This is a genomic window from Iodobacter sp. CM08 (assembly GCF_033446605.1).
GTDB lineage: Bacteria > Pseudomonadota > Gammaproteobacteria > Burkholderiales > Chitinibacteraceae > Iodobacter.
On record NZ_JAWQUO010000020.1, the window covers coordinates 19445 to 43185 of the forward strand.

The window sequence follows — 23741 nt, forward strand, 5'->3', positions numbered from 1 at the left end:
TTACTCTTTTATCATGCAGCAGGTGTTGCATTTAATTTAATGCCCAAACCATGTAAAAGTTTCATGATCGTTTCATAGCGGGGTTTGCTCCCTGGAGCAAGCGCTTTGTATAAGCTCTCTCTGCCTAATCCTGAGTCCTTAGCAAGTTGCGTCATGCCACGGGCGCGAGCCACGTCTTTGATGGCCAGTAAAAACATGGCGGGATCAGGATCAGCAAGTGCTTCAGATAAATAAGCGCTGATAGTTTCTTCATCATCAAGATGATCTACTACATCAAATGGGGTAAAAATAGTCATGATTTATTCCTCAAGGCTTGCGGCCATTACCTTGGCACGCTCAATGTCACGTGGTTGTGTGGACTTATCTCCACCCAGCAGCAATAAATAAATGACTGCACCACGCCGAGTAAAGTAAACACGGTAGCCAGGGCCATAATCGACCTTCATCTCAGAGACCCCACCGCCAACCGGCTCACAGTCACCAAAGTTGCCATTCGTAGCACGGCGAATACGTTGTAATATTTTGGCCTTACCTAGCTTGTCTTTCAAAGAAGCCAGCCACTTATTGAATTCATCAGAGCTGTAAAATGTGTTCATCAATTGAGTGTATTCAATTGGATACAAAACAGCAAGGGAAGTCGATCAATGGAAAATATAAATGCTTAAGCTTGATACTCAAACCAAGCCCCTTTTTATCATAAGCAAGACTGGATCATTACCCGCGTAGTGCATAGCTTAAGCGACAGCGACTACACCACGGCTTTGGAGCTGGAAGTGAAAGCCAGTGAAGTAAACGGGTAAGCCTTTGTTCACTTGTACTTCGTTAACCATTAAACTAGACTAACTAAGCTTAGTTTAAAAAGATGAGGTACTTATGCTAACGATCAATATGCACGAAGCGAAGACCAACTTATCCAAGCTGGTCGATCAAGCCAAAATGAGTGGGGGCTTTATTATTGCGAAAGCCGGAAAACCGCTAGTCAAAGTCACGCCCCTTGATGCCCCGCCAACCATGCAAAGGTTAGGGTTTATGTCTGGGCAGTTTTTGGTGCCGGATGACTTCGACACGATGGCTGCAAAAGAAATTGAGCTTTTATTCGGTGGGGCTGACGAGTGAAGTATTTGTTGGATACGCATATCCTGCTATGGGCAGCAAGCGCTCCCGAAAAACTACCTGAGAGCGCACGCGTCCTATTGAGTGATGAAAAAAACCAACTCTTCTTTAGTGCCGCGTCGTTATGGGAAATTACCATTAAAAATGGATTAGGTAGGGAAGATTTTAGAGTAAACGCACGCGTTTTACGCCGTGGCCTGCTTGATAATGGCTATCAAGAATTACCCATTTACAGCGAGCATGCCGTTTCTGTAGATAACTTGCCCGCCATTCATAAAGACCCGTTTGATCGCATCCTCATTGCTCAAGCAACAGTTGAGGGAATCACGCTCATTACGGCAGATAGCTCTATTGCTCAATACCCAGCGCCAATACTTAAAGTTTAAGTAATGACTGCAATCACTGTTGAAGCACGCCAAATATGAAGACACTAACAATCACCATAATGGACAGCGCGGAAATCACGCGCCGCGCCATTGCTGCAATGAATGGTGAAGTTCAAGGCGAGATTGTCGCCTTCAATAGTGCAGAAGAATTGTTTGATACTTTGGGCGGTGGCCGCTGGGCATTACTCCATGCCTTGCTTGAATCCGACAAGCTATCTGTGCGCGAGCTATCCAAAAAATTAGATCGAGAGGTCAAAGCGGTACATCGAGATGCTACAAAGCTACGCGATGCAGGGATTATTGAAGCGGGAGAGGATGGCCGAGGTCTTTACTGTGCATTCGATGCCGTACACGTTGATGCAACGGCAGCTCGACTGGTTGCCTAATGGTTCAATCAAGGAAAACAACGCCATGAAAAATATTGACACCACAATTCAACATATGACCCCAGTTGGTGCCAACTTGTTTGCTGAGCTTGGCTTTGCGCCGGAAGAGGCACAGCGCTATCACGCCGAATCACAGAAACAAATTGATACTGCCTTAATGCTCACAGAGCAGCTTATTACAGAGCTAGGAACATGATCAGAAGCCATCTATGTTGGCACCTAACAAACCCGTGAAATAAGCAGGTAAAAACCAGACTAGAGCTTAAGTCAAACCTGTGCTATATATGTATAGCAAACTCTAAAGGACGAAAGCGATGTTAGCAATCAGACTGCCTGCCGAGATCGAAAGCCGCTTAGATTTTTTAGCGAAGAGTACCGGCAGAACTAAAACATTTTACGCCAAAGAGGCCATCCTCCAACATTTGGATGACTTAGAAGACCTCTATCTGGCCGAACAACGCTTAATTGCCATACGCTCAGGGGAAAGTAAAACCTATAGCTTAGAAGAAGTGGAGCACAAACTTGGCTTGGCTGATTAAACTGGATGACGAAGCTCTAAAAGATCTGGCAAAGCTGGATAAGCAAGTCGCACGACGGATTACGGCTTTTTTACGAGAACGAGTAGCAACTCTAGATGATCCGCGCAGTATAGGTGAAGCCTTAAAAGGCTCTAAACTGGGCGAGTTCTGGAAGTATCGCGTCGGTGATTACCGGCTTATTAGCAGTATAGAAGATGGCGCACTGCGCATCCTCGTTGTGAAGATAGGCAACCGACGTGAAGTTTACAAATAGCCTCTGAATAAAACCACAAAGCCCCTTTTTATAAAAGGGGCTATTTTTTTGCCTGCGACCTATACCGCAGAACTCGCATTGATTGTAAGTACCAGTGAGTCAACCTTTTGCTCTGTCATGGCGGGCTTGTCCTCTGGCGAATACCGAACAGGGAGATAGTCCCTACCTGTCACCACACCCAGCGCAAAAGACAGCAATATACAGGCGACCAAGAGTAATCGGGGGGAGGCCGCATAGTGAAAATGCTTGTGCTCAATCTTTATGTTTTTAAATGCCACCATACCCACTTCACCCAAGAATGATTGATCTTTCATTTTATTTAAACCACAAAAAAACCCGCAAGATTGCGGGTTTGATCGCTTCAACGGCAGTGCTTACGATCAGGTAGCCGTTATTTAGCCATGCATATTTAAAATTTAAAGGTTTGCTTACCTTTTACCTTCACATTACCTTCAATAACCTGCCCTACCTTACCCATGAATTTTGGATTTACGTCTTGTGTCTTCTCTGAGGTAGCCTCATCGGCAGCAGGGACGACTTGAAGCATGGCCAAGATGCCAGCTTGCACCGGCTCAGGTGCTGCACGAAAAGCAGAAATTAACTTTTGCTCAGTATCAGGCAAGTTCGCAGAGCTACGCACTCCCGTCACAATGTACTGAACATCAGCACCTAAATCAGAAAATGGCAAAAGTACCGAAACAGGGGGATTAGCTCTGCTCTTTTCATATGTATAAAGAGAGCCAACTGAGACTCCAAGCGCCTTTGCAGCCACTTCTTGAGATAAGCCTAGACGCTTTCTCTCCTCTCTCAGTCGAGCAGAAACCAAATTCATTCGATCGCTTTCTGTTGACGACCCTGAGGATGCTGTGGATAATGAATTCATAAATTCTGATGTATCGCTTAGTGACACTCTAAACAACCTTAATGGTAACTTAAACAATGATAGAAAACGAGGCAGGTGATCAGACGATGCCCAGAGCGCCGCGCGGCCTACTCAGCCGCCGAGGCATTAATTTACGATTAAAAGAAATTGAGCACCCCGTTGTGGGTTCTATCGCAAAGCAAGAATCAAGATCTGTTGCTTCTATGTGCCGCTTACTTATCTTAGATGGGCTGGCATTTCGCGGGATCGAAATACCCGAAGAAGAGCTAGAAAACATCGAAGACACAATCTTAACCCATGTAGAACAAGCGGCAATGGTTTAACGCCTGCCTAAGTGACGCAATGAAATATAAGCGCTTTACCCGACGAATGGTAGTCGTTTGTGGCTCCCCACTTTGCTTTTGTAATTTTTGTTAGCTTTGGAGTAATCATCATGGCCGTAGAGATTCATTGCCCATACTGTAATTCTAAAACCCACACACGAACCAGCGTCCGGATTACTCCAACTGCCACCACCGCCCAAATTAGCTGCCGAAGTTGCGGCGCTCGATTAAAAGTTGGTTTCCAGATCACCGAGGCCTGGATGCCTAAGTACAACGAAGATTTTGAAGTCTTTAAATGGACGGAATTCCCACCGGCCAACGACGATAAGTTTAAGCAAGACCAACTCCCCCTAGCACTATAAAGCAGCAATAAAACCCCACATTCAATAAGTCTCCTGATGCCTGTTAAACAGCCATCAGGGCTTTGTTACGTCTGGATAAAACGATGGCCGCCACCGCAGAGCAATTAGCCCAACCCTTTACACCCAGAGTCATCAATACATTGGAGCCTAAACGCTGCAATGCAAAGAAGATTCACGTCGAAGGACGTGAGATGGTGTTGGCGATGGTGAGTTGTTATCCAGCCATGCCCAAAGGTGATAGCCCAAAAGAGCGGCCAGCTTTTAGCTATGCAGACGATGGCGAAGAAGTCCTCGCTTCCATCAAGCCCCAAGCTGCCCGCCCCCTACCCCGTTTAAATGCCGAAGAAGAGGCCGAGCTATTAAATCATCTTGCTTGGTTAAGAGAATTAGATACAGCCATCAGGGGCCGGATCACACGCCTAAGCCAATATGAGCTGCCGCTGGATGCCAGCGTTCTGCCGCAAGTGCGTAGTTTGCTTGGAGGCTTAATTGCCGAGGGTGATGTTGCCCAGCAAAACGCTTGGTATGCCAAGGCGGTGATGAAATGAGCCAGTTGTTCAATATGCAAGAATGGCTAGAAACCGCCGACGATAAGCAATGCCGTGCTAAGGCTAAAGAATTTGCCGCCCGCTGTGCCGGTATTGAAGCACCGCTCGAATTATTAGAAATGGTGGTAGCGCGTGGCTGGATCACGCTCCCAGAGCACGGCGTAAAGCACTTAGATTATCCAACCATGAAACCCGCCCAGCGCTGCCACGCTATCGAGCTGGCCGCCCGCCTTAAGAGTGACAAGTGGTGGAGCCGCCGTTTACGCACGCTCGCCATTCGTGCCGCAGAAGCCCGCGCTTACTCCTACGGTATCGGCTTAGGCAAAAGCCAAGCCTATGTCAGCCCTTGGAATTTAGAGCGCATGGTGGTGCGTGCTCAACAAAGCGCCGCCGCCATTGCTGAAACAGTGATTATTTCGCCCGATGGTGAAGTCATTGATATGGCCGACGTGATGGAAGGCAGCATGGCCAACGGTAAAAACAAGCGTACCGAGTTAATCGTAAGAACAAAGGGCATGGCCGAACGTGCCCAAGCCCTAGGCTACCGCGCTTATGCCATTACTTTAACCGCGCCAGGCTGCTACCACCGCTGCACCAGCGTGGGTGAAAAACCGCAATTAAAACTGATCCTCAATAAAAAATGGAATGGTTTTAGCCAGCAACAAACCGCCAGCTATTTGACTACCTGCTGGGCGCAATGCCGCACTCAGTTTAGCAAGGCAGATATCCACTTTATGGGGCTGCGTACTTTAGAGCCACACAAAGACGGCACGCCGCATTGGCACTTGGTTTTCTTCGTCAAACCACAGCAGGCCAGCGAAGCCTTAAAGATCATCCGCGACAAGTATCTGCACGCCGAAGCGCACGAAAAAAAAGCACAACAAGTGCGCGTCAAAATCGACCCAATCAAGCCACGCAAGGGGCAGGATATGGCTTACGCCGCTGTGGCGTATGCCATTGCCTACATTGCAAAAAACATCGACGGTTATAAGGTCGATTGGGATATCGAGGCATGTTTAGACGCCATCAATGGTGCTCAACGCGCCACCATTTGGGCGAGGATTTTAGGACGGAGGCAGTTTCAATTATTTGGTACTGCACCGGTTACACATTACCGCGAAGCCCGCCGTGTGCAAAAGGATACCGAAGCCGTATTAGAGCAACTGATTGCCCATGATTCATCACCCGCAGTCATTGAAGCGGCCAAGGGCTTGCTTGATGGCGATATTCAACCTTGTATAGCCGAGGCCATGCAAGCCATGCGCACAGGCCGTGCCGACGTATTGGGTGCGCTGACCAATTTAAGGGACTTACATCTTGGCGGCGCGATCACCTGCCCGACTCGTGTTTTAGGCGATGCTTGGGCAGCGGCCAATATAGGCGACTTTGGCGCATATATGCTCGCAATGGAAAAAGACCCACTCGAGCTGGTGAAGCGTGAGCAAGTCAATGGCTACGGTGAAGTGGTTAAAGTCATTTGCGGGGTGCAAAGCATCCGTGGCCAAGTGCTGACACATCAAGAAGGCTGGACGGTGCAATGGGGCGCAAAAGGCAAAGCGCGGCTAGGTAAAGACTGCACCGCCAAGAAAGGTGGGCTTAAAGGCGCAACACATAAAGAATACAGCCCTGCCGAAGTGGCCAGCATCAAGCAACAACAAAAAGCCAAACAAGAAACCTTGTTTTTAGGTGTTGTTTCTCTCGCTGAAGCGAAGCGCAAGCGTCGGGAGAGGGCGAAGCCTTCGACCCTAGGTCATGTGGCTTTAACTGTTTCCGCATCCTTGGATCAATCATTAAATGATATCGGAATAAAACGAGAGCCTGCCCCACCCGACTTAAGAGAGCGGGCCAGATTAAACGCCCAAAAGTACGCTGCACAGGCCTACATAGACGCCAAAAACCAAAACTAAACGCACGACCAAGGCACTGCTACGCCTACCACATCAAGCATGACGTATGCAGCTTAATCATTCATCGATCTAAACAGGAATCTGAACCATGAGCGACAAGATAGACCAAGCCAGCGATGTATCAGAGCTGATGCGCTGCAACGCCATAGCGGCCCACTACGCCAGCGCAAAGCTAAACAAAGATAAAACCCCTCAGCCAAGCGGGGAATGCCGCTGGTGCAGCGCGGTCGCCGTCAATGATGCGGTGTTCTGCTGCGAGGAGTGCGCCAAGGACTGGCAAGGGCATAACGCCATGAAACAAAAAGCCCAGCGCATAGCCGGACACAAAATTTATAGGCAGGGCTAATGAATGAGCTGGCTCTTTTCGCAGGCGCTGGTGGCGGAATACTCGGGGGTAAATTGCTCGGATGGCGCACTGTCTGCGCCGTTGAGCGTGATGCCTACGCCGCACAAGTTCTGGCGCAACGACAAAATGATGGCTGCCTCGCGCCTTTCCCAATTTGGTCTGACGTGTGTAGTTTTGACGGACGACCGTGGCAGGGAATTGTTGGCGTCATATCTGGCGGATTCCCGTGCCAGGATATATCCGCAGCGGGATCTGGAACTGGAATTGATGGGGAACGGTCTGGACTCTGGCGAGAAATGGCACGAATTATCAGTGAAGTACGACCTAGCTTCGTCCTCGTGGAGAACTCACCAATGCTTGTTTCCAGAGGCCTTGCCTTGGTCATCAGTGATCTTGCCAAAATGGGGTATGACGCGCAATGGGGTTGTATATCAGCATCCGACCTTGATGCGCCCCATAAGCGCGACCGCATCTGGATTCTGGCCCACTCCAACAGTATGTGGAAATTACAATCGTCCGGGCAGCTCAAAGAATGCCGGCATGGGATTAGCAAGTGCAGTGAAAATGTGGAGCACTCCATCAGCACCCGATGGGGCGAGGGGAGGAAAAATAACAAAGGGGATGAACGGGATAAGCCTAGCTCAACAAGTAAATACACCTACAAAGTGGCCAACGCCACGCGTTTCAAGCAAGAACGGATCTGGGCCATCAAGAGTAGGCAATCGAATAGATCTTCAAACGGCGGTGAAAATGTGGCCTACACCAACCGCCAGCGATCATCACGACAGGGGGAATCTTTCCAACCCGTGCATCCAACGTCGAATAGCAATAAAAAAACAAATAGGCCTATCAATGTGTGTATCAGCAGAGAGTGGCCAACTGAACCCCGAGTGGGTCGAGTGGTTAATGGGCTGGCCTATCGGGTGGACAGAATTAAAGCCCTTGGGAATGGACAAGTTCCGCGAGTGGCAGCAACAGCACAACATATCTTAGGACGTCCATCTTTTAATGGTGAAGAACTCCTAGTAAAGAAAGGCCAAAAAAATCGCAGGTAGGTAATGGATATATTGCGGATAAAGGATCTAACCGAGAGCGGCCACTACTGGTGGCGCGCTACTCCAACACAAAGCTGGCAGATTTTATATATCGCCAACCCTGAAAGATTAACTTACGGCATTGCGGGTTTTGAATTCGCAGGGCCAATCCCTCAACCCGGCAACTTAAATGGAAGTCACTAATATGCTCAATAACTCAAACATCAATCACACCCCAATTCATACCGACCCAAGAGTAAGAATTATCCGCCTCCCTGCCGTTCTTGAAATGGTTGGGTTATGCAGAAGCAGTTTTTACAATAAGGTCAAAGAAGGGATCTTTCCAAAACCAACAAAGCTAGGGCGAGTGAGTGGCTGGCTTGAAGGTGAAATTACAGATTGTATTTATAAACAGGTTAATGCCCAGCGAAATACTGACTCAACAAAATAAGTCAATTTCCCTGTGCGCTGGACGACCCGCCCCTGTGCTGCGATAATTTACAAGACAGGGGCGTACACCGCCGTCCAGAAGCTTAAAATAAAAATAACCGGATAAAATACCGGATAACAAATAAGCAGCATTTAAACTCAGACCAATAAAATCAAGGACTTAACCCCATCATGCTGCTTATGCTAGATAACTACGACTCGTTTACCTACAACCTAGTGCAATACTTTGGCGAGCTAGGTCAAGAGGTGGTGGTGCATCGCAATGATGAAATCACTATTGAAGAAATTACAGCGCTAAAACCTAAATATCTTGTAGTTTCCCCTGGCCCTTGTTCGCCCTCTGAAGCGGGCATTTCGCTTGCGGCGATCCATCATTTTGCGGGTAAATTGCCCATCTTGGGCGTTTGCCTCGGCCATCAGGCCATTGGCCAAGCTTTTGGTGGCAAGGTTGTGCATGCGCAGACCCTGATGCACGGCAAAGTTTCCGCACTGCAACATAACAACACTGGCGTTTTCAGCGGCCTACCCTCCCCATTTACCGTCACCCGCTACCACTCGCTCGCCATTGAGCGCGCTAGCTTGCCTGATTGCTTAGAAATCACGGCGTGGACAGACGATGGCGAGATTATGGGGGTGCGGCATAAAACGCTGCCGATTGAAGGCGTGCAGTTCCATCCTGAATCCATTCTGACTGAACACGGCCATGCGATGCTTGATCACTTCATTAAAGAGTGGGCGTAATCCGCATCATCAAACAAACGTTTAGCCGCGAAAAAGTTTAATACTCACAACCTTTGCTTAAGCAATTTTGCAGGCTTGAATAGCCCCAGCTCTATAAGTCATTGAACTGGATCGCAAATTTGCGAGGGTTGTTCGCGTTTGTTGTGATTTTCGTAGGCTACGTTTTTCACTCTCCATACCGCCCCCCATCAGATAAGGATGAGCATGCGCATTATTTTTGCCCTTACTTTCACCCTGGTCGCGCTCAGCGTACAAGCTGAGACTTCTCCCCCAGCGCAAGTTGAGTGTCAAGCCGCCAATCAAATCGCACTTAAAGACTGCTTGGCTAAACTTGCGCCACAGGCCGAGCAAGACCGTAAAAATGCAGAAACCGCCGCCCGCGCAATGATGAAGAACCTAGACCGCGTGACTGGCCGCCCTGAAGCTTTGCCCGCATTTAATCAAGCCAGCAAAGCTTATCGCAGCTACCAACACGCCCATTGCGCATGGATAGGCAAAAGTTTTGCTGGCGGCAGCGGTGCGGGAGTGGCAGAGCAGTCTTGCCGAATTGATCTAGACCGAGCCCGCGCAGACGAGTTGTCGCGCTTTTATGTGCAATAAGCCGCCTTCTGGCTAGCCAAGGATACTTTGATGATTACCATTCAAGCCGCACTGAATCGCCTGATCGATAACAATGAATTGTTTTATGACGAAATGCTGTATTTAATGCGGCAAATCATGACGGGGGAAATGACGCCCGTACAAACCGCCGCCCTACTGATTGGTCTACGCACAAAAGTAGAAAGCGTTTCCGAAATTGCGGCTTCAGCCACCGTAATGCGCGAGCTATCCACCCATGTTGCAGTGCAAGATCGCAGCCATTTAATTGATACCTGTGGCACCGGTGGCGATGGTGCGCACACCTTTAATATCTCGACCTGCGCCGCTTTTGTGGTGGCTGCAGCGGGGGCAAAAGTCGCCAAGCACGGCGGGCGTTCGGTTTCTTCCAGCTCAGGTTCTGCTGATGTACTAGAGGCTTTTGGCGTTAATTTAAACCTAAATGCCGAGCAAGTTGGCCGCTCTATTGATGAGATTGGCTTGGGCTTTATGTTCGCCCCCAATCACCATAGCGCCATGAAATACGTTGCCCCGATTCGTCGCGAACTAGGGGTGCGGACCATTTTTAACATCCTTGGCCCACTGACCAATCCAGCCGGTGCAGAAAACCAGTTGATGGGTGTTTTTCACCCTGATTTGGTCGGCATTCAGGCGCGTGTTTTACAACAATTAGGCAGTAAGCATGTGCTGATTGTGCACGGCAAAGATGGTATGGATGAGATCTCTATCTCTGGGCCAACTCTAGTGGCCGAGCTAAAAAATGGCCAAATTAACGAGTTTGAAATTGATCCGCGCGATTTTGGTTTTGAACTTGCCGACATTAAAACGCTGCACGCGAACGATGCACAGCAATCTAAACAAATCATCGAACAAGTACTCGCCAACACCACCAGCCCTTGCCGCGACATTGTTCAGCTGAATGCGGGGGCCGCTATTTACGCCGCAGGCAAAGCCGATACGCTAGCAAGCGGCATTGAATTGGCTGGGCAAATGCTTGCCAATGGCAGCGCCCGCGCCAAACTCGATGCCTTAGTGCAATTTAGCCACACTTTTTAAATACTTAGGGGCGCCCCTTGCTGCGCGCCCTATGCACACAAAAGACCAGCTCTCATATCACTATTCACGCCCCTTACATGCCTAAAAAAGAGCCACTCATGTCCGACATCTTAAAAAAAATCTGGGCCACCAAATACCAAGAAGTCGCGGCCGCCAGCAAAATACTGCCGCTAAATGAAATCCGTAAGCAAGCAGAAGCCAATACTGATCTACGTGATTTTACCGCCGCCTTACGCAGCAAAAATGCACTTGGCCATCCGGGTATTATTGCGGAAATCAAAAAAGCCAGCCCATCTAAAGGCGTGATTCGGGCTGATTTTCAACCGGCGGAGCATGCGCAAGATTACGCTGCACACGGTGCGGCCTGCCTTTCCGTACTTACCGATGAGCCTTACTTTCAAGGCCATTTGGATTACCTGCAAGCCGCCCGCGCCGCCTGCAGCCTACCGGTGCTACGCAAAGATTTTATGGTTGATGAATACCAACTCTTTGAAGCACGGGCATGGAGCGCTGATTGTATTTTGCTAATCGCCGCCGAGCTAAGCTTAGTGCAGTTGCAAGATTTTGAAGCCATCGCACAAGCTCTAGGCATGGCTGTACTGGTAGAGGTGCATAACGAAGCTGAGCTGGAGCTGGCACAGCAACTCAAAACGCCTCTTTTAGGCATTAATAATCGTGATCTGCGTAGCTTTGAAGTGTCCTTACAAAACACCCTAAAGCTACTTCCCTTGATAGATAGCCACCGAATTGTGATTACTGAAAGCGGGATTGTTACCCCTAGTGATGTTGCTCTTATGCAACAAAATCACGTAAACAACTTTTTGGTCGGTGAAACCTTTATGCGTGCCGAACACCCTGGAAGCTGCATAGATACTACGTTTGGCCCTACTTACAAAGGCTTCGTAAGGGCTTAAACTTATATTTTTGTCATATATTTTTAATAAATCTCCCCTAAACTTGGCATTGTTCGAAAGCAGTTTGTTGCTCCAAACGGACAGCTGCTTTCTAAATGCGTGCATTAGTCGTTCATGAATATTTTCTTTTTTATACTTTGCCCTTAAAAAGGCTTAGCCGGTAAGACAGATAAACTGACGTCGTAATGCCGCCAAAGAATAAAAAATGGCTTTTTTTAATAAAAGTGCCGTGATCTTTGTAAATGCAGAAATGGTCACGCCATTTCTATCACTTGTTTTTTTGGGAGTAGTACAGATTATGAAAAAGATTATCGCCCTTGCCGTTGCTGCAGCATTTACCGCACCTGTAGCATTTGCGGATGTCGAACTTGGCCCATTCAGCATTTACGGCACTGCAGCTACTGCAGTTGAAGTAATCTCAGTAGAAAACAACACGGGCAAGAATCTGGCACCCACTGCAGACAGCCAAACCCGCCTGATGGATCAAACATCAAAGTTGGGTTTTAAAGCTAAATACGACTTAGGCAATGATTTTTTTGCTCTTGCACAAGTAGAAAGCCGTTTTTACCTTGGCAATAACGGTGACAACACCGATGACAAGGCAGAAATCGGTAGCCGTAATACATTTGTAGGGATCGGCGGCAAGCAAGTAGGTACTTTGCGTCTGGGTCGTTATGACAATGCTTACAAATTGTCTTTAAAACAAATTGTTCCTACCCTATACGGCAATCTGAATGATGCATCATCAACTTACGGCTCTAAGCAAATTCTGAATCGCTTAGGTGCACGTCAAGGTGATATGGTTGCTTACGAAACACCAGATTGGTCTGGTTTCAGCGGTAACTTAAGCTACAACTTTGGTAAAGACTCAACTAACTCGATCTCTTCTGGTTCAACTGAGTTTGCTTTATCCACCACCACAACGCCAGCTACCATTTCTAAAGTGGTTGTTCCAAGCAATACACCTGCAACAGACCTAATGGGCCAAGTTGCTCTAGGTATTGCTTACAAGCACAGCATGTTCAATGTTGGCTTTGGTTACACATCGCTGAGCAATGCAGCGTGGAAGTTGGATGGTTCAAGCGGCGCTAAAGCGCAAAATCTGGCTTCATCCAGCCTAGGTGGCACGCAAAAACTTGAAGCTTACCAACTTGGTGGTCAAGTTAACTATATGGACTTTAGCGCGGGTGCAGTATTCGAACGCACATCGTCCAGCGTAAGCGGCCAAACTGCTGCTAAGAACTTTGATCAAACACAAAATGTATTTGGTTTGATCGCTGGCTACAAAAAAGATGCTTTGGAAGTTCAAGTTCAGTACGCTAAAGCCAATGATGTAGATGGTACAACAACAACAGCAACTGGCGGCCAACAAGCGAGTGTTGCTGTAGGTTATCAAGTTCACAAATATGTACAAGCAGTCGCTTCTTTCACTAAAGTACACAACCAAACTAATGCTAGCTTCACTTCAGCATCTGGCTTTGCTTTAGCTAAAAGCAACGGTATGAATCAGTTTGCACTGGGTCTGGTTGGTAAGTTCTAAGAACTAAGATTAAATCGAAAGTTATCAATCAAAAGACCTCCAATTCGCTTGGAGGTCTTTTTTGTTATAAATCAATCAAAATCAAATTTAAGCTTGTCGCTTCTTTGCCCTTTCGTGTACTGATTTAAGGCTTTTAACTATTTAGATTGCTATCCCTTAAAACCACGCCCCAAAATTAGCCTGCCAAGCTTGCACATTTTCACCCTTAGTAAAACTCAAACCAATTCTTAAATCCGCATCTTTAGAATGCGCTGGGCGCATGGTGCCAAAAGTAAAACCAACCTCAGTTTGATAATTACTAAATAACGCTGTGCCGCTATATCGGCTATCCACGATATAAGCCTCCCAAGTCAGTGGGTCAGCGCCAAAGCGCCAAGGGCTATCCCGAGAATAAAGTAGGCCATTATTAAATACCGTATTGGCAATTCCAGGATCAAATGATTTACCATCTACAGTGATTTGCAATGCCTTGTAATAGCCAAGCATATTACCCAAGGTAATTGCATAATCATCCCCACGCCATACATAGCTAGAGCCAATTGCCCCAGAGCCCATTACAGCTGCACCAGCTAATTCCCTAGAAAACGTACCCCGCCCCGAGCCAGTAATACTCACTACCCAGTTTTCAAAGATCGGCCGACGATAAAAAACACCTAGGCTGCCATCGTAGCCCGTTGCTCCATCGGTTGAGGTATAGCCTAGCGGCAGATCAATAATTAATTCATGATTCGCTTCAGGGAATTGATAAGCGTAAGTAATAGGCAGGTTGTAGCTATCGCTTTCCATCTCTTTGGCGTTGCCAACGGCATCACTTCGCATATGTTTGAAATTAGCGCCAATACCAAAGCGGTGGCTTCCTTCAGCGCCTTGCGCCACCACCGCAGTCGTATTTCTGGCACCAAACCACATTAGCTTGGCATCATTTGCCACAGCACGCGACATTAAACTATTTGGATTGCCTGCAATAGGATCAACGGGGGATACAGAGACTAAATGGTGCACCATTTTCTCTAATAAATCAGTATGATTTTTTAGATATTCTTTTAATAAATCTCGGCTTTCGTTACGTGTATTGCCGGTAAATGATTCATTGATTTCCAATGCGGGGATTTGGAAAGTCAACGTGGTTTTACCCTGCTGAGGGAACGCCAATTGAATGGGCATACCACGAAAATTAAGCACGCTATTAATCGCCTCATTGCCCTGATAGCTAGGGAAAATGGTTTTTAGCTTGTCTTCATAATAAACATTGGCGGCTTCTTCGGCAGTGGCAAAGCTACCCTGCCCAACTTGGCCATTCATCGTGGCAGTAAAATCAAATACGCCTGCTTGGCTATTTAGCGTCCAAGCAGAGCAAAGAATCAGAGACAAAATACGAGGGGTGGCTTGCATGGCTGTGCTCCAAAACAATATGTATCTGTTTTAGATGCTGCAGTGCAAAAATCAAGCCATTGCTGGGGCAATAAAAGAGAGAGGCTGGGAAGGCACGACGTGCAGGCACGGCATGCCGCGCCCCTACTTGCTTAAAATATACTTACGCACTGCACTATTGTGCTCGTCTAAAGTATTAGAAAACACCGAGCTACCATCGCCTTTTGCTACAAAATAAAGGGCCGTTGTGGGCGCAGGATTGAGTGCAGCTTTAAGTGCAGCATCCCCTACCATAGCAATCGGGGTGGGTGGCAAGCCACTACGGGTGTACGTGTTGTACGGCGTATCCGTGAGTAAATCTACTTTGCGTAAACGTCCATCCAGTGACTCCCCCACGCCATAGATCACGGCGGGGTCGGTTTGCAAGCGCATGCCAATACGCAAACGGTTCACAAATACACCCGCCACCAAGGGCCGATCACTGGCGCGGCCGGTTTCTTTTTCGACTAAAGAAGCTAAAATCAAGGCTTCATAAGGTGTTTTAAGCTGCACATTGGCGGAGCGCTCTGCCCACGCTTTATCTAATTTAGCTTGCATGCGCTGATGGGATCTGGCCAGCAGTTTCAAATCTGAGCTGCCCTTATCCACATGATAGGTGTCAGGAAAAAACAAGCCTTCTGGGCTAATTGCGCTCACACCCAGCTCTGCCAACAATTCTGCATCACTTAATAGGGCCGTATCATGGCGTAGATGCGGATTATTATTTAGTGACTTGCGCAGATCACGCCAGTTTGCCCCTTCAATCAAAGTAAACGTCAGCGTGGTGGTGTCGCCATTGCTCAGCTTTTCTAATAGCTGCCACGGGCTCAGCACGGTGCTTAAATTATAACTCCCCGCTTTAAGCTGCTTATCTTTACCGCTTATGCGGGCTAGCAGCAAAAAGAGGATGGGCTGATCAATCACTCCTTGCCTGACCAGTTGATCGGCTACCTTTTTTACCCCGCCCGATTCAATAACAAAGTCTTGCGGCGTTTTATATACAAGCGGCGTGCTGGCGTATTGATATATCCACACGCCAATAGCGCAGGCCAAGCCAATTAACAGCAGCATTAAGCGCCCAAGTAAACGAGCAAATCCGCCCTGTGGTTTTTTCTTTACAGCCATTCTGGCAATTTACCTTAAATATTGTTATTTAGAGTGACCTGCTTAAACCCAATCCTCTCCCACAAAGGGCGAGGGGTGTTATATCCAGCTTAAATTGACCTAATGATGTCTCTTGCTCAAACAAAGCCATATATTGCATATATCCCTTCATATCGATCATCTCAGGTAAACCACAACAATGAGCAAGAGGCATAACTCAGGTAAATTGATAGAATGCTGCATAAACCCGCCATGAATCAGCTTTAGGGCATTTTTTACTCCGAGCTGTCTGTGGCAGGCGTCGGGCCCTTTACTTCTGTTGCTTCTAAGCCTTGCTGACGTTTCACTTCAAAAAATCGTTGTACCGTTGCCAATTCCCTAGATCTAAACATCGGCGGCAAGCTTTTCCAAATCATTTTTCCGTATTGTTTTTCAACTAAGCGCTTATCCGCAATCATCAAAATACCAATATCGGTTTCATCCCGAATCAACCGCCCCGCGCCCTGTTTTAGGGTAATCGCCGCATGCGGCACTTGATAATCCATAAAGGCACTGCGGCCCGATTTATTAATCTGCTCAATCCGCGCCGACAGCACCGGATCATCCGGCGGGCTAAAGGGCAGCTTATCAATCACGACTAAGGAAAGCTGCTCACCTTTTACATCGATACCTTCCCAAAACGTTTGGCTCGCTACTAAGATAGCATTGGGTGCTAGGCGAAACTTATCCAGAAGCTCGGTACGCGAGCCTTGGCCTTGCAGAAACACCGGCCAATCTAGCCCTGCAGCCTTTAGCTTTTCTTGCACAATTTCATGCGCCTCACGCATCGCGCGTAAGCTGGTAAACAGCAAGAAGGCATGGCCTTGGGTAGTCAACAACAGCGGCCAAGCTTTTTCCATCACCTGTTTGGTAAAATCTGGCGCATTGGGCTCCGGCATATCTTGCGGCACATACAGCACGGCTTGTTGCTTGTAATCAAAAGGGCTTTCCCAAGTGGCTTCAACCGCATCCCAAAGCCCCAGCTCGTGCTTAAAATGGTTGAAATGCCCATTTACCGCCAAAGTGGCCGAGGCAAACACCCAAGCACGCGGGTGAGATTTAAGTTGCTTTTGAAACAACTGGGCGATATTCAGCGGCGTGGCATGCAAGATCAAGCCATGCTGCAACACATCCACCCAATGCACGCTTTCTTCATCATCCCCAGCCATCCAGCGTTTGAGAATCGCCACGCTTTCTAGCGCCCGAATCTGGCAATTTTCTAGCCCTTCTGCCCGCTCAGATTGCTTACCAAGCAAATCGCAGAGCATGGCCAGCTTTTCAGCAACAAGCTCTAAAGCAGGCATAAATTCTGGATTTTGCTGCTGCAACTGATGCAGTGGCGAGCGCGTTGCATCGGACTTAAACACCAAGCGCAAATCTTTAACCGCTTTTTCTAAAGCCTCTGCCGCAGCGGGGAGCAGAATAAAATCTTTGGCCGCCACCAGCGCCTCAGCCCGCGAATCCCTGGCTAAATCAACCAGTTGCCCCGAAGTCAGTGTTTCACCAAAAAATAGGCTGGCGACTTCAGGCAACTGATGCGCCTCATCAAAAATAACGGTATTACAGGCGGGGAGCAGCTCTCCCGCGCCTTCATCTTTTAACCACACATCGGCAAAGAATAGATGGTGGTTTACCACCACCACATCGGCCTCTTGCGCATCTTTACGCGCTTTTAGCACAAAGCAATCTTTGTGGCTTGGACACTCTTGGCCTAAGCAATTATCCCGCGTAGAAGTAACATGGCCCCAAATCGGCGCGTTTTCTGCAACCCCTGGGCAGGCAGCCTTGTCGCCGGAAATAGCCGTCTTGGTATAGCGCTGCACTTTCACTAAATCGGCAATATCTTCTTTGCGCATAAAGCGTCCTTCTTGCTCGGTGCGCGCCAAATGATAATGGCAAACATAATTCGAACGACCCTTTAATAAGGCAATCGTCACCGGCACCTGCAACACTTTACGCACCGTTGGAATATCACGGGCAAACAACTGATCTTGCAGTGTTTTAGTCCCCGTAGACACAATCACCTTGCCCCCAGACAGCAGTGCGGGCACCAAATAAGCAAAGGTTTTGCCCGTGCCAGTACCCGCCTCAGCAATCAACTGGCCTTGGTTCTTGATGGCAGTTTCCACGGCCTGCGCCATTTCTAATTGCTGCGTGCGCAATTTATAGCCGGGAAAAGCATCGGCAAAGGGGCCGTCGTCGGCAAAAACCGCATCAAGGGACATAAATGAAAACCAAAAAGCAAAGACAGGATTGTAACAAGATGACGGCACTTGCCTGTAAATTGATTACTAACTGATGTTACGCACAAGGACATTTAGTCCATGAAAAAAATAACCACGCATACTCTTCAAACGTCAACAGACCCTAATAAGCACTTCATTTTAATGGCTAACGGATGTTACGCATAAAGACTACTTGTTCACGAAAAACACTATATTCACGAAAAAATGGGTCAAACAAGGATAATTTCCTTCTGTTTTTTTAGCATGATGCGTAGATGAGTTGCTTAATCACTATGTGATATTAAATATCATGATCCAAATCAATTCAAAAACAATGGCCATACGGCATCTGTTTGTGCTTTTTGTGTTTTTAGTGGACTACTTATTTTTGGATCTTGTTGCGTAACATCAGTGACTCAATAAAAAACACATGAATGTGAATAGCTTGCGCTAAGCCACGCCAACGGCGCTTGCACGGATCGCTACATGCTTATCGCTACTAATTTAATGCTTATTTTCATCTGCCCTAAGATGCGCAAAGCGCAGCACCGCATCGATCACCGGCAGCCCCGCTGCCGCTTGTGGATGATTAATAAACACCACCACCACCGAAGTTTGGCCTTTGTTGTCTCTTACAAAACCCGCTGCAGCGCGAACATCGCGCAAAGTGCCGGTTTTGATATGCGCTTCACCGGCCATACTAGCGAGGCGTTTTTTCATCGTGCCATCTAGCGCCACCAGCGGCATGGAGGAAATAAACTCTGCGGCGTATGGGCCTTGCCAAGCATCAATGAGTAAATCCGCCATATGCCGTGCACTGATTTGCTCTTGCCTAGATAAACCCGAGCCGTTTTCCATCTTTAGCTCATCAAATGTTTTGCCACGGCTGCTTAGCCAGCGGCTTATCGCCGCAAAAGATTTGGCGGAAGAATCTTTCCCAACCTCGCCAGCGCCCAAACTCAGGTAAAGCTGCCGCGCCATGGTGTTATTGCTAAATTTATTAATATCGCGAATCACGCTGGCCAAATCTGGCGAGCGATTCGTTAATAAGAGTTGCGCATCACTTGGCACTACGCCAGCCCGATTCACCCCCGTAATTACTCCACCCTGCTCCGCCCATAGGCTGCGAAATAAGCTGGCGGTATAGCTAGGGTGATCGAGCAGCGCCAAATAGCGCTCAGTGCTGCAGCCCATAGGCATGCTGCCCCTTAAGCTAATTTTGGCGCTACTGCCTTGGTTATCGATGTTGAGCTGGAGTTTGCTTTTTAATGCGGCACAATTACCCGCAGGGCCGCTACTGAGGCGGTTATCTAATTGCACGGTGGCCAAATTAGGCTCTAGCGATGCAACAACCCCACTGGCCTCGCTACGTAAGGACAGGCGCACACTTTTTAAATTACTAAGTAAGCTATCAGGCGTGACTAAAAAAGGCCGATACGGCTCTTCGCCATCATCGTCATAGGCGCTTGTATCTGCGCCTTGGCTAAAATAGCTGCGGTCAAGAACTAAATCGCCCCTGATCTCTCTGACACCTGCGATCTTTAAATCGCGCAGCATTAGCCAAAACCGCTCTAAATTCAGTTTTGGATCGCCGTACCCCTTTATGTAAAGATCGCCGTTTAAAATGCCATTTACCGGCTTGGCGCTTGAGTAGACTTCCGTATTCCACTGATAAGCTGGGCCTAAAAGCGACAATCCAGCGTAGCTTGTCACCAGTTTCATCGTAGATGCTGGGCTGGCGGGCTTATCACCCTGATAATAGAGTGCCGGTAAAGACGATTGCAGCGGTACAATCGCCAAACTTAAAGCCTCAGCGGGCAATTTAGCCGCCTTAAGGGCGCTTAAAATTTCAGCAGGTAGCTCGGCAGCGTGGGCTTGACCCATGCTTAGCGCGCAAAAGAGAAATAATTTTTTTAAGCTTATTTGGGTATTTTTCAAGAAGATCCCTTTTTGTGAGCGGCCTGACGCGCTTGCCAAGCGGCATAATCAACAAGGTATTGAGCGCGTAAAACATAATAAATATCAAAGACACAGCTATCCCCACAGCCGCTTCCACAGCAGGATTCAAACTCTGGCTCTATCGGCGCTTCGGGTGGTGGATCGTTTTCGAACTGATTATCAAGTGGCTGCATCATGGTAGAATTCATCTATGGCTTATCAAGTACTGGCACGCAAATGGCGGCCCAAATCATTCTCCCAACTGGTTGGGCAAGAACACGTGATCAAAGCGTTGGCAAATGCCTTCGAAAATGATCGATTACATCACGCCTATCTCTTAACCGGCACACGCGGCGTGGGTAAAACCACCATCGCGCGGATTATGGCAAAAGCGCTGAACTGTGAAACCGGCGTCACCGCCACACCCTGCGGTGTGTGCTCGGCGTGTACGCAGATCGATGCAGGGCGCTTTGTTGATTTACTGGAGATTGACGCGGCTTCCAACACCGGTATCGACAATATTCGCGAAGTGCTCGACAACGCGCAGTATTCGCCGACCGCCGGGCGGTTCAAAGTGTACATCATCGACGAAGTACACATGCTGTCAAAAAATGCATTTAACGCCATGCTTAAAACGCTGGAAGAGCCGCCTGCCCACGTTAAATTTATTTTAGCCACTACGGATCCGCAAAAAGTCCCCATCACGGTATTAAGCCGCTGTTTACAATTCTCCCTGCGCCAAATGACGCCACAGCAAGTTTCCGGCCATTTGCAACAGGTATTAGGTGCAGAAAACATCCCTTTTGAGCAGGGTGCGCTGAATATTCTAGGCCATGCGGCCAATGGCTCGATGCGCGATGCGCTCAGCCTATTAGATCAAGCCATTGCCTATGGTGGCGGCGATGTGGGCGAATTAGCTGTGCGCGCCATGCTAGGCGCGGTGGACCAAAGTTATTTATTTGATATTTTAGAAGCACTGATCAAGGGAGATGGCGCAGCGGTTTTAGCCAGCGCCGATGCCATTGCTGGCCGAGGTTTATCCTACGAATCTGCGCTGCATGAGCTAGCCCATTTGCTGCATCAAATTGCCGTGGCCCAAGCCGTGCCTAAAGCATTGGCAGACGATTTGCCCCAGCGTGAGCAAATTGCCGCACTTGCCCTGGCCATGAGTCCCGAAGACACGCAGCTCTATTACCAGATTGCCCTGCATGGCCGCCGTGATTTGCCGCTTGCCCCCGATGAATACGCGGGCTTTAGCATGACGCTACTGCGCATGCTGGCCTTCGCGCCTGCGGCGGCTAGTTTGATATCGCCAGCGGTGGCTAGTCAAATATCGCCAGTAGCACCTAATTTGATATCGCCAGCGGCGGCTAATCAAGCATCTTCTGTGACATCGAGCCAAACAGCGGCTTCAACACCTAATCAAATACCTCCGGCAAATGTAGAGCAGCCAGAGCAAACCGCCCCCCTGGCACCACGCCTAAGCCCAGCTACACCTGCCCCGCAGCAAGCAGCGCCACGCCCACCGATCAGCGATGAGCCGCATTACGATGCACCGCCTTGGCACGAGGAAGAACACGCCGCGCCAGCACCCGCCGCTCAAGCCGCCCCTTTTAAAGGCGACTGGCGTGCACTCATCTTGCAGCTTAAGCTGGGTGCCGCAGGGATGCTCGCGCAAAACGCCGAATTGCTGGGTTATACCGATAGCTCGATCGAATTATTAGTAGGTGAAGAGCACATCGCAGTAGCAAGCCGTGCTTATCAAGAAAAGCTACGTGAAGCGCTCAGCAATCACTTTGGCAAGGATATTTTACTGACCATCACCCTTGGCTCGGCCAGTGGCGACACCCCTGCAGCCATCGCCTTAAGGGAGAAAATGGCACGCCTTGCCAGCGCAACGCAATCGATTCAAAACGATCCCTTTGTACAATCAGTAGTTCGGGATTTTGGCGCAACGGTGATCCCTGATTCAATCAAGCCCTTATAAAGCAATTAGCAACATATGCTGTAAAGATTTTGTAGGGTGGGCTCTTGCCCACGCAGCAATTTATTTAATTTCTGTAAGCAGTTTAACCAAGGAGTAACAACAATGTTTGGTAAAGCCGGCATGGGCAATCTGATGAAACAAGCCCAACAAATGCAAGAAAACATGGAAAAAGCCAAGAACGAGTTGGCAACAGTCGAAGTAGAAGGCCAAGCCGGAGCAGGCATGGTTAAAGTGGTAATAACTTGCGCCAATGTGGTCAAACGCGTCAGCTTGGATGACAGCCTGCTTAGCGATGATAAAGACATGCTAGAAGACCTGATCGCCGCAGCCTTTAACGATGCAGTGCGTAAGGCAGAAACCACATCTGCAGCCAAAATGGCGGGCTTTACCGCCGGCATGCAACTGCCACCCGGCTTTAAAATGCCGTTTTAATCCTTATTAAGCAGCCGAAAGAATTAAAACCCAAGTCTTGAACCACGGAGAAAAAGGAGGACATAGAGGCCCACGGAGCAACCCAAAATAAACGGTTGTTTCTCCGTGAAACTCCATGCTCTCCGTGCCCTCTTTGGTTCAAGATTTGGGTTTTGTATTTAGACTTTACTCATTCATATTTTTTTGCACGTAAAGAGCACTATGTCCACGCCTCCATCGCTGCATGCACTTATCAGTGCTTTAAAAACCCTGCCTGGCATTGGCCCAAAATCCGCGCAAAGGATGGCTTTTTATTTGATGCAGCGCGATCAAAAAGGCGCGGCGGATTTAGCCACGGCGCTGAATAATGCACTGGGCAAACTCAAGCACTGTAGCCTGTGTAATACCTTTGCCGAAGTGGATCTGTGCGATATCTGTAGCGATGATAAACGCCAGCACAATCTGCTTTGCGTGGTTGAAATGCCAACGGATCTGATGATGCTGGAGCAAACACTGGCTTTTCATGGCCGCTACTTTGTATTGATGGGCCGACTTAGCCCGCTGGATGGCATTGGCCCTAGCGATATTGCCTTGCAAAGGCTGCTAGAGCGCGCCAGCGATGGCATTGTAGAAGAAGTGATTTTAGCCACCAATTTCACCACCGAAGGCGAAGCCACCGCCCACTATTTAGCCGAAATGTTGCGCGCACGCGGGCTAAAAGTCAGCCGTATCGCCCGTGGCATGCCAGTTGGCGGCGAACTAGAGCACGTCGATGCAGGTACGCTAGCCCAAGCCATGTTAGAGCGGCGCAGCGTTTAACTAATGCGTCGACATTTTAGAAAACAGCTGTAGCACCACCACGCCGCTCACAATCAAACTTAAACCAATAATCGCGGGCCAATCTGGCTTTTGCCCATAGAGCAACATGGCCACCACCGTCACCAGCACAATACCCATCCCCGACCATATGGCATAAGCCATCCCCACTGGCACACTTTTTAGCACCATAGACAGCAGCCAAAACGCCACGCCATAGCCAATCACCACTACCAAACTAGGCATCAAGCGGCTAAAGCCTTCAGTCGCCTTTAACGCCGAAGTGGCCACCACCTCCGCCACAATTGCCAGCGCTAATAATAAATATGCATTCATAGATAAACACCAAAAAACAAGCCCACCATCTTACGATAAGTGAGCTTGTTGTAATGGGCGAATAATTACTAGCCGGCTGCTTAACTGAAGCTTCTAT

General features: G+C 48.5%; 31 protein-coding genes. 21 read left to right on the top strand and 10 right to left on the bottom strand.

Annotated features, from left to right (window positions below):
* Positions 1 to 11 precede the first annotated feature (11 nt).
* Positions 12 to 296: an addiction module antidote protein gene (locus R6242_RS12835; protein ID WP_115225741.1), complete on the bottom strand. Its 285-nt coding sequence runs from the start codon at positions 294 to 296 to the stop codon at positions 12 to 14.
* 3 nt (positions 297 to 299) lie between these two features.
* A complete protein-coding gene (locus tag R6242_RS12840) occupies positions 300 to 596 on the bottom strand; it encodes a type II toxin-antitoxin system RelE/ParE family toxin (protein WP_318427419.1) in 297 nt (98 codons plus the stop codon).
* Positions 597 to 873: 277 nt separating this feature from the next.
* Between R6242_RS12840 and R6242_RS12845 the strand changes: the two genes are divergently transcribed.
* From R6242_RS12845 to R6242_RS12870, 6 genes are all read left to right on the top strand, one after another.
* On the top strand, positions 874 to 1116 hold the full coding sequence (locus R6242_RS12845) for a type II toxin-antitoxin system prevent-host-death family antitoxin (protein WP_318427421.1): 243 nt from the start codon (positions 874 to 876) through the stop codon (positions 1114 to 1116).
* Positions 1113 to 1499 carry a type II toxin-antitoxin system VapC family toxin gene (locus tag R6242_RS12850; protein ID WP_318427423.1) on the top strand — a complete coding sequence of 129 codons (387 nt, stop codon included), beginning with the start codon at positions 1113 to 1115 and terminating at the stop codon, positions 1497 to 1499. The genes R6242_RS12845 and R6242_RS12850 overlap by 4 nt, the downstream gene beginning before the upstream one ends.
* A gap of 35 nt (positions 1500 to 1534) precedes the next feature.
* Positions 1535 to 1885 (top strand): HTH domain-containing protein, encoded by a 351-nt coding sequence (locus R6242_RS12855; protein WP_318427425.1) that lies wholly within the window; start codon positions 1535 to 1537, stop codon positions 1883 to 1885.
* Positions 1886 to 1910: 25 nt separating this feature from the next.
* On the top strand, positions 1911 to 2081 hold the full coding sequence (locus R6242_RS12860; RefSeq protein WP_318427427.1) for a hypothetical protein: 171 nt from the start codon (positions 1911 to 1913) through the stop codon (positions 2079 to 2081).
* A gap of 118 nt (positions 2082 to 2199) precedes the next feature.
* Positions 2200 to 2424, top strand: coding sequence for a TraY domain-containing protein (locus R6242_RS12865; protein ID WP_318427429.1), 225 nt, complete (start codon positions 2200 to 2202; stop codon positions 2422 to 2424).
* On the top strand, positions 2408 to 2677 hold the full coding sequence (locus R6242_RS12870) for a type II toxin-antitoxin system RelE/ParE family toxin (RefSeq protein ID WP_318427431.1): 270 nt from the start codon (positions 2408 to 2410) through the stop codon (positions 2675 to 2677). The genes R6242_RS12865 and R6242_RS12870 overlap by 17 nt, the downstream gene beginning before the upstream one ends.
* A gap of 59 nt (positions 2678 to 2736) precedes the next feature.
* Here the strand turns inward: R6242_RS12870 and R6242_RS12875 are convergent, their stop codons facing one another.
* Both R6242_RS12875 and R6242_RS12880 read right to left on the bottom strand, forming a co-directional pair.
* Positions 2737 to 2991 (bottom strand): hypothetical protein, encoded by a 255-nt coding sequence (locus R6242_RS12875; protein ID WP_318427433.1) that lies wholly within the window; start codon positions 2989 to 2991, stop codon positions 2737 to 2739.
* A gap of 95 nt (positions 2992 to 3086) precedes the next feature.
* On the bottom strand, positions 3087 to 3509 hold the full coding sequence (locus tag R6242_RS12880; RefSeq protein ID WP_318427435.1) for a helix-turn-helix domain-containing protein: 423 nt from the start codon (positions 3507 to 3509) through the stop codon (positions 3087 to 3089).
* Between the two features lie 137 nt (positions 3510 to 3646).
* Here R6242_RS12880 and R6242_RS12885 point away from each other — a divergent pair, with 137 nt between their 5' ends.
* The 12 genes from R6242_RS12885 (at position 3647) to R6242_RS12940 (ending at position 13378) form a co-directional block, all read left to right on the top strand.
* A complete protein-coding gene (locus R6242_RS12885; RefSeq protein WP_318427437.1) occupies positions 3647 to 3883 on the top strand; it encodes a hypothetical protein in 237 nt (78 codons plus the stop codon).
* A 110-nt stretch (positions 3884 to 3993) separates the two neighbouring features.
* Positions 3994 to 4245: an ogr/Delta-like zinc finger family protein gene (locus tag R6242_RS12890; protein WP_318427439.1), complete on the top strand. Its 252-nt coding sequence runs from the start codon at positions 3994 to 3996 to the stop codon at positions 4243 to 4245.
* An 83-nt stretch (positions 4246 to 4328) separates the two neighbouring features.
* Positions 4329 to 4793, top strand: a complete 465-nt coding sequence (locus R6242_RS12895; protein ID WP_318427441.1) for a hypothetical protein — start codon at positions 4329 to 4331, stop codon at positions 4791 to 4793.
* Positions 4790 to 6700 carry a replication endonuclease gene (locus tag R6242_RS12900; RefSeq protein ID WP_318427443.1) on the top strand — a complete coding sequence of 637 codons (1911 nt, stop codon included), beginning with the start codon at positions 4790 to 4792 and terminating at the stop codon, positions 6698 to 6700. The genes R6242_RS12895 and R6242_RS12900 overlap by 4 nt, the downstream gene beginning before the upstream one ends.
* Before the next feature lie 88 nt (positions 6701 to 6788).
* Positions 6789 to 7046 carry a hypothetical protein gene (locus R6242_RS12905; RefSeq protein ID WP_318427445.1) on the top strand — a complete coding sequence of 86 codons (258 nt, stop codon included), beginning with the start codon at positions 6789 to 6791 and terminating at the stop codon, positions 7044 to 7046.
* Positions 7046 to 8101, top strand: coding sequence for a DNA cytosine methyltransferase (locus R6242_RS12910; RefSeq protein WP_318427447.1), 1056 nt, complete (start codon positions 7046 to 7048; stop codon positions 8099 to 8101). Before R6242_RS12905 ends, R6242_RS12910 begins: the two co-directional genes overlap by 1 nt.
* 169 nt (positions 8102 to 8270) lie before the next feature.
* Positions 8271 to 8531, top strand: a complete 261-nt coding sequence (locus R6242_RS12915) for a helix-turn-helix transcriptional regulator (RefSeq protein ID WP_318427449.1) — start codon at positions 8271 to 8273, stop codon at positions 8529 to 8531.
* Positions 8532 to 8701: 170 nt separating this feature from the next.
* Entirely contained in the window at positions 8702 to 9271 is a 570-nt protein-coding gene (locus tag R6242_RS12920; protein ID WP_318427451.1) for an aminodeoxychorismate/anthranilate synthase component II, read from the top strand.
* Between the two features lie 204 nt (positions 9272 to 9475).
* The gene (locus tag R6242_RS12925) at positions 9476 to 9871 is read left to right on the top strand and encodes a lysozyme inhibitor LprI family protein (protein WP_318427453.1); all 396 of its coding nucleotides are present in this window, start codon (positions 9476 to 9478) and stop codon (positions 9869 to 9871) included.
* Between the two features lie 30 nt (positions 9872 to 9901).
* Complete coding sequence (gene trpD, locus R6242_RS12930) at positions 9902 to 10924, top strand: anthranilate phosphoribosyltransferase (protein ID WP_318427455.1); 1023 nt, start codon at positions 9902 to 9904, stop codon at positions 10922 to 10924.
* A gap of 98 nt (positions 10925 to 11022) precedes the next feature.
* Positions 11023 to 11838, top strand: coding sequence for an indole-3-glycerol phosphate synthase TrpC (gene trpC / locus R6242_RS12935; protein WP_318427457.1), 816 nt, complete (start codon positions 11023 to 11025; stop codon positions 11836 to 11838).
* 298 nt (positions 11839 to 12136) lie between these two features.
* A complete protein-coding gene (locus tag R6242_RS12940) occupies positions 12137 to 13378 on the top strand; it encodes a porin (protein WP_293938000.1) in 1242 nt (413 codons plus the stop codon).
* Positions 13379 to 13534: 156 nt separating this feature from the next.
* Here R6242_RS12940 and R6242_RS12945 read toward each other — a convergent pair whose 3' ends face one another.
* The 5 genes from R6242_RS12945 to R6242_RS12965 all read right to left on the bottom strand — a co-directional run bounded on the left by R6242_RS12945 (position 13535) and on the right by R6242_RS12965 (position 20291).
* Complete coding sequence (locus R6242_RS12945; RefSeq protein ID WP_318427460.1) at positions 13535 to 14770, bottom strand: hypothetical protein; 1236 nt, start codon at positions 14768 to 14770, stop codon at positions 13535 to 13537.
* Positions 14771 to 14893: 123 nt separating this feature from the next.
* Positions 14894 to 15913: an endolytic transglycosylase MltG gene (gene mltG / locus R6242_RS12950; RefSeq protein WP_318427462.1), complete on the bottom strand. Its 1020-nt coding sequence runs from the start codon at positions 15911 to 15913 to the stop codon at positions 14894 to 14896.
* Between the two features lie 254 nt (positions 15914 to 16167).
* A complete protein-coding gene (locus R6242_RS12955; RefSeq protein WP_318427464.1) occupies positions 16168 to 18156 on the bottom strand; it encodes an ATP-dependent DNA helicase in 1989 nt (662 codons plus the stop codon).
* Between the two features lie 504 nt (positions 18157 to 18660).
* Positions 18661 to 20040, bottom strand: a complete 1380-nt coding sequence (gene dacB, locus R6242_RS12960) for a D-alanyl-D-alanine carboxypeptidase/D-alanyl-D-alanine-endopeptidase (protein WP_318427466.1) — start codon at positions 20038 to 20040, stop codon at positions 18661 to 18663.
* A gap of 50 nt (positions 20041 to 20090) precedes the next feature.
* Positions 20091 to 20291: an oxidoreductase-like domain-containing protein gene (locus tag R6242_RS12965; RefSeq protein ID WP_293938010.1), complete on the bottom strand. Its 201-nt coding sequence runs from the start codon at positions 20289 to 20291 to the stop codon at positions 20091 to 20093.
* A 14-nt stretch (positions 20292 to 20305) separates the two neighbouring features.
* Between R6242_RS12965 and dnaX the strand changes: the two genes are divergently transcribed.
* The 3 genes from dnaX (at position 20306) to recR (ending at position 23311) form a co-directional block, all read left to right on the top strand.
* Positions 20306 to 22081, top strand: a complete 1776-nt coding sequence (gene dnaX, locus R6242_RS12970) for a DNA polymerase III subunit gamma/tau (protein WP_318427469.1) — start codon at positions 20306 to 20308, stop codon at positions 22079 to 22081.
* Between the two features lie 102 nt (positions 22082 to 22183).
* Positions 22184 to 22513 (top strand): YbaB/EbfC family nucleoid-associated protein, encoded by a 330-nt coding sequence (locus R6242_RS12975; protein WP_293938014.1) that lies wholly within the window; start codon positions 22184 to 22186, stop codon positions 22511 to 22513.
* 201 nt (positions 22514 to 22714) lie between these two features.
* Positions 22715 to 23311, top strand: coding sequence for a recombination mediator RecR (recR, locus tag R6242_RS12980; RefSeq protein WP_318427472.1), 597 nt, complete (start codon positions 22715 to 22717; stop codon positions 23309 to 23311).
* Here recR and R6242_RS12985 read toward each other — a convergent pair whose 3' ends face one another.
* Positions 23312 to 23644: a DMT family transporter gene (locus tag R6242_RS12985; protein ID WP_318427474.1), complete on the bottom strand. Its 333-nt coding sequence runs from the start codon at positions 23642 to 23644 to the stop codon at positions 23312 to 23314.
* Positions 23645 to 23741 lie beyond the last annotated feature (97 nt).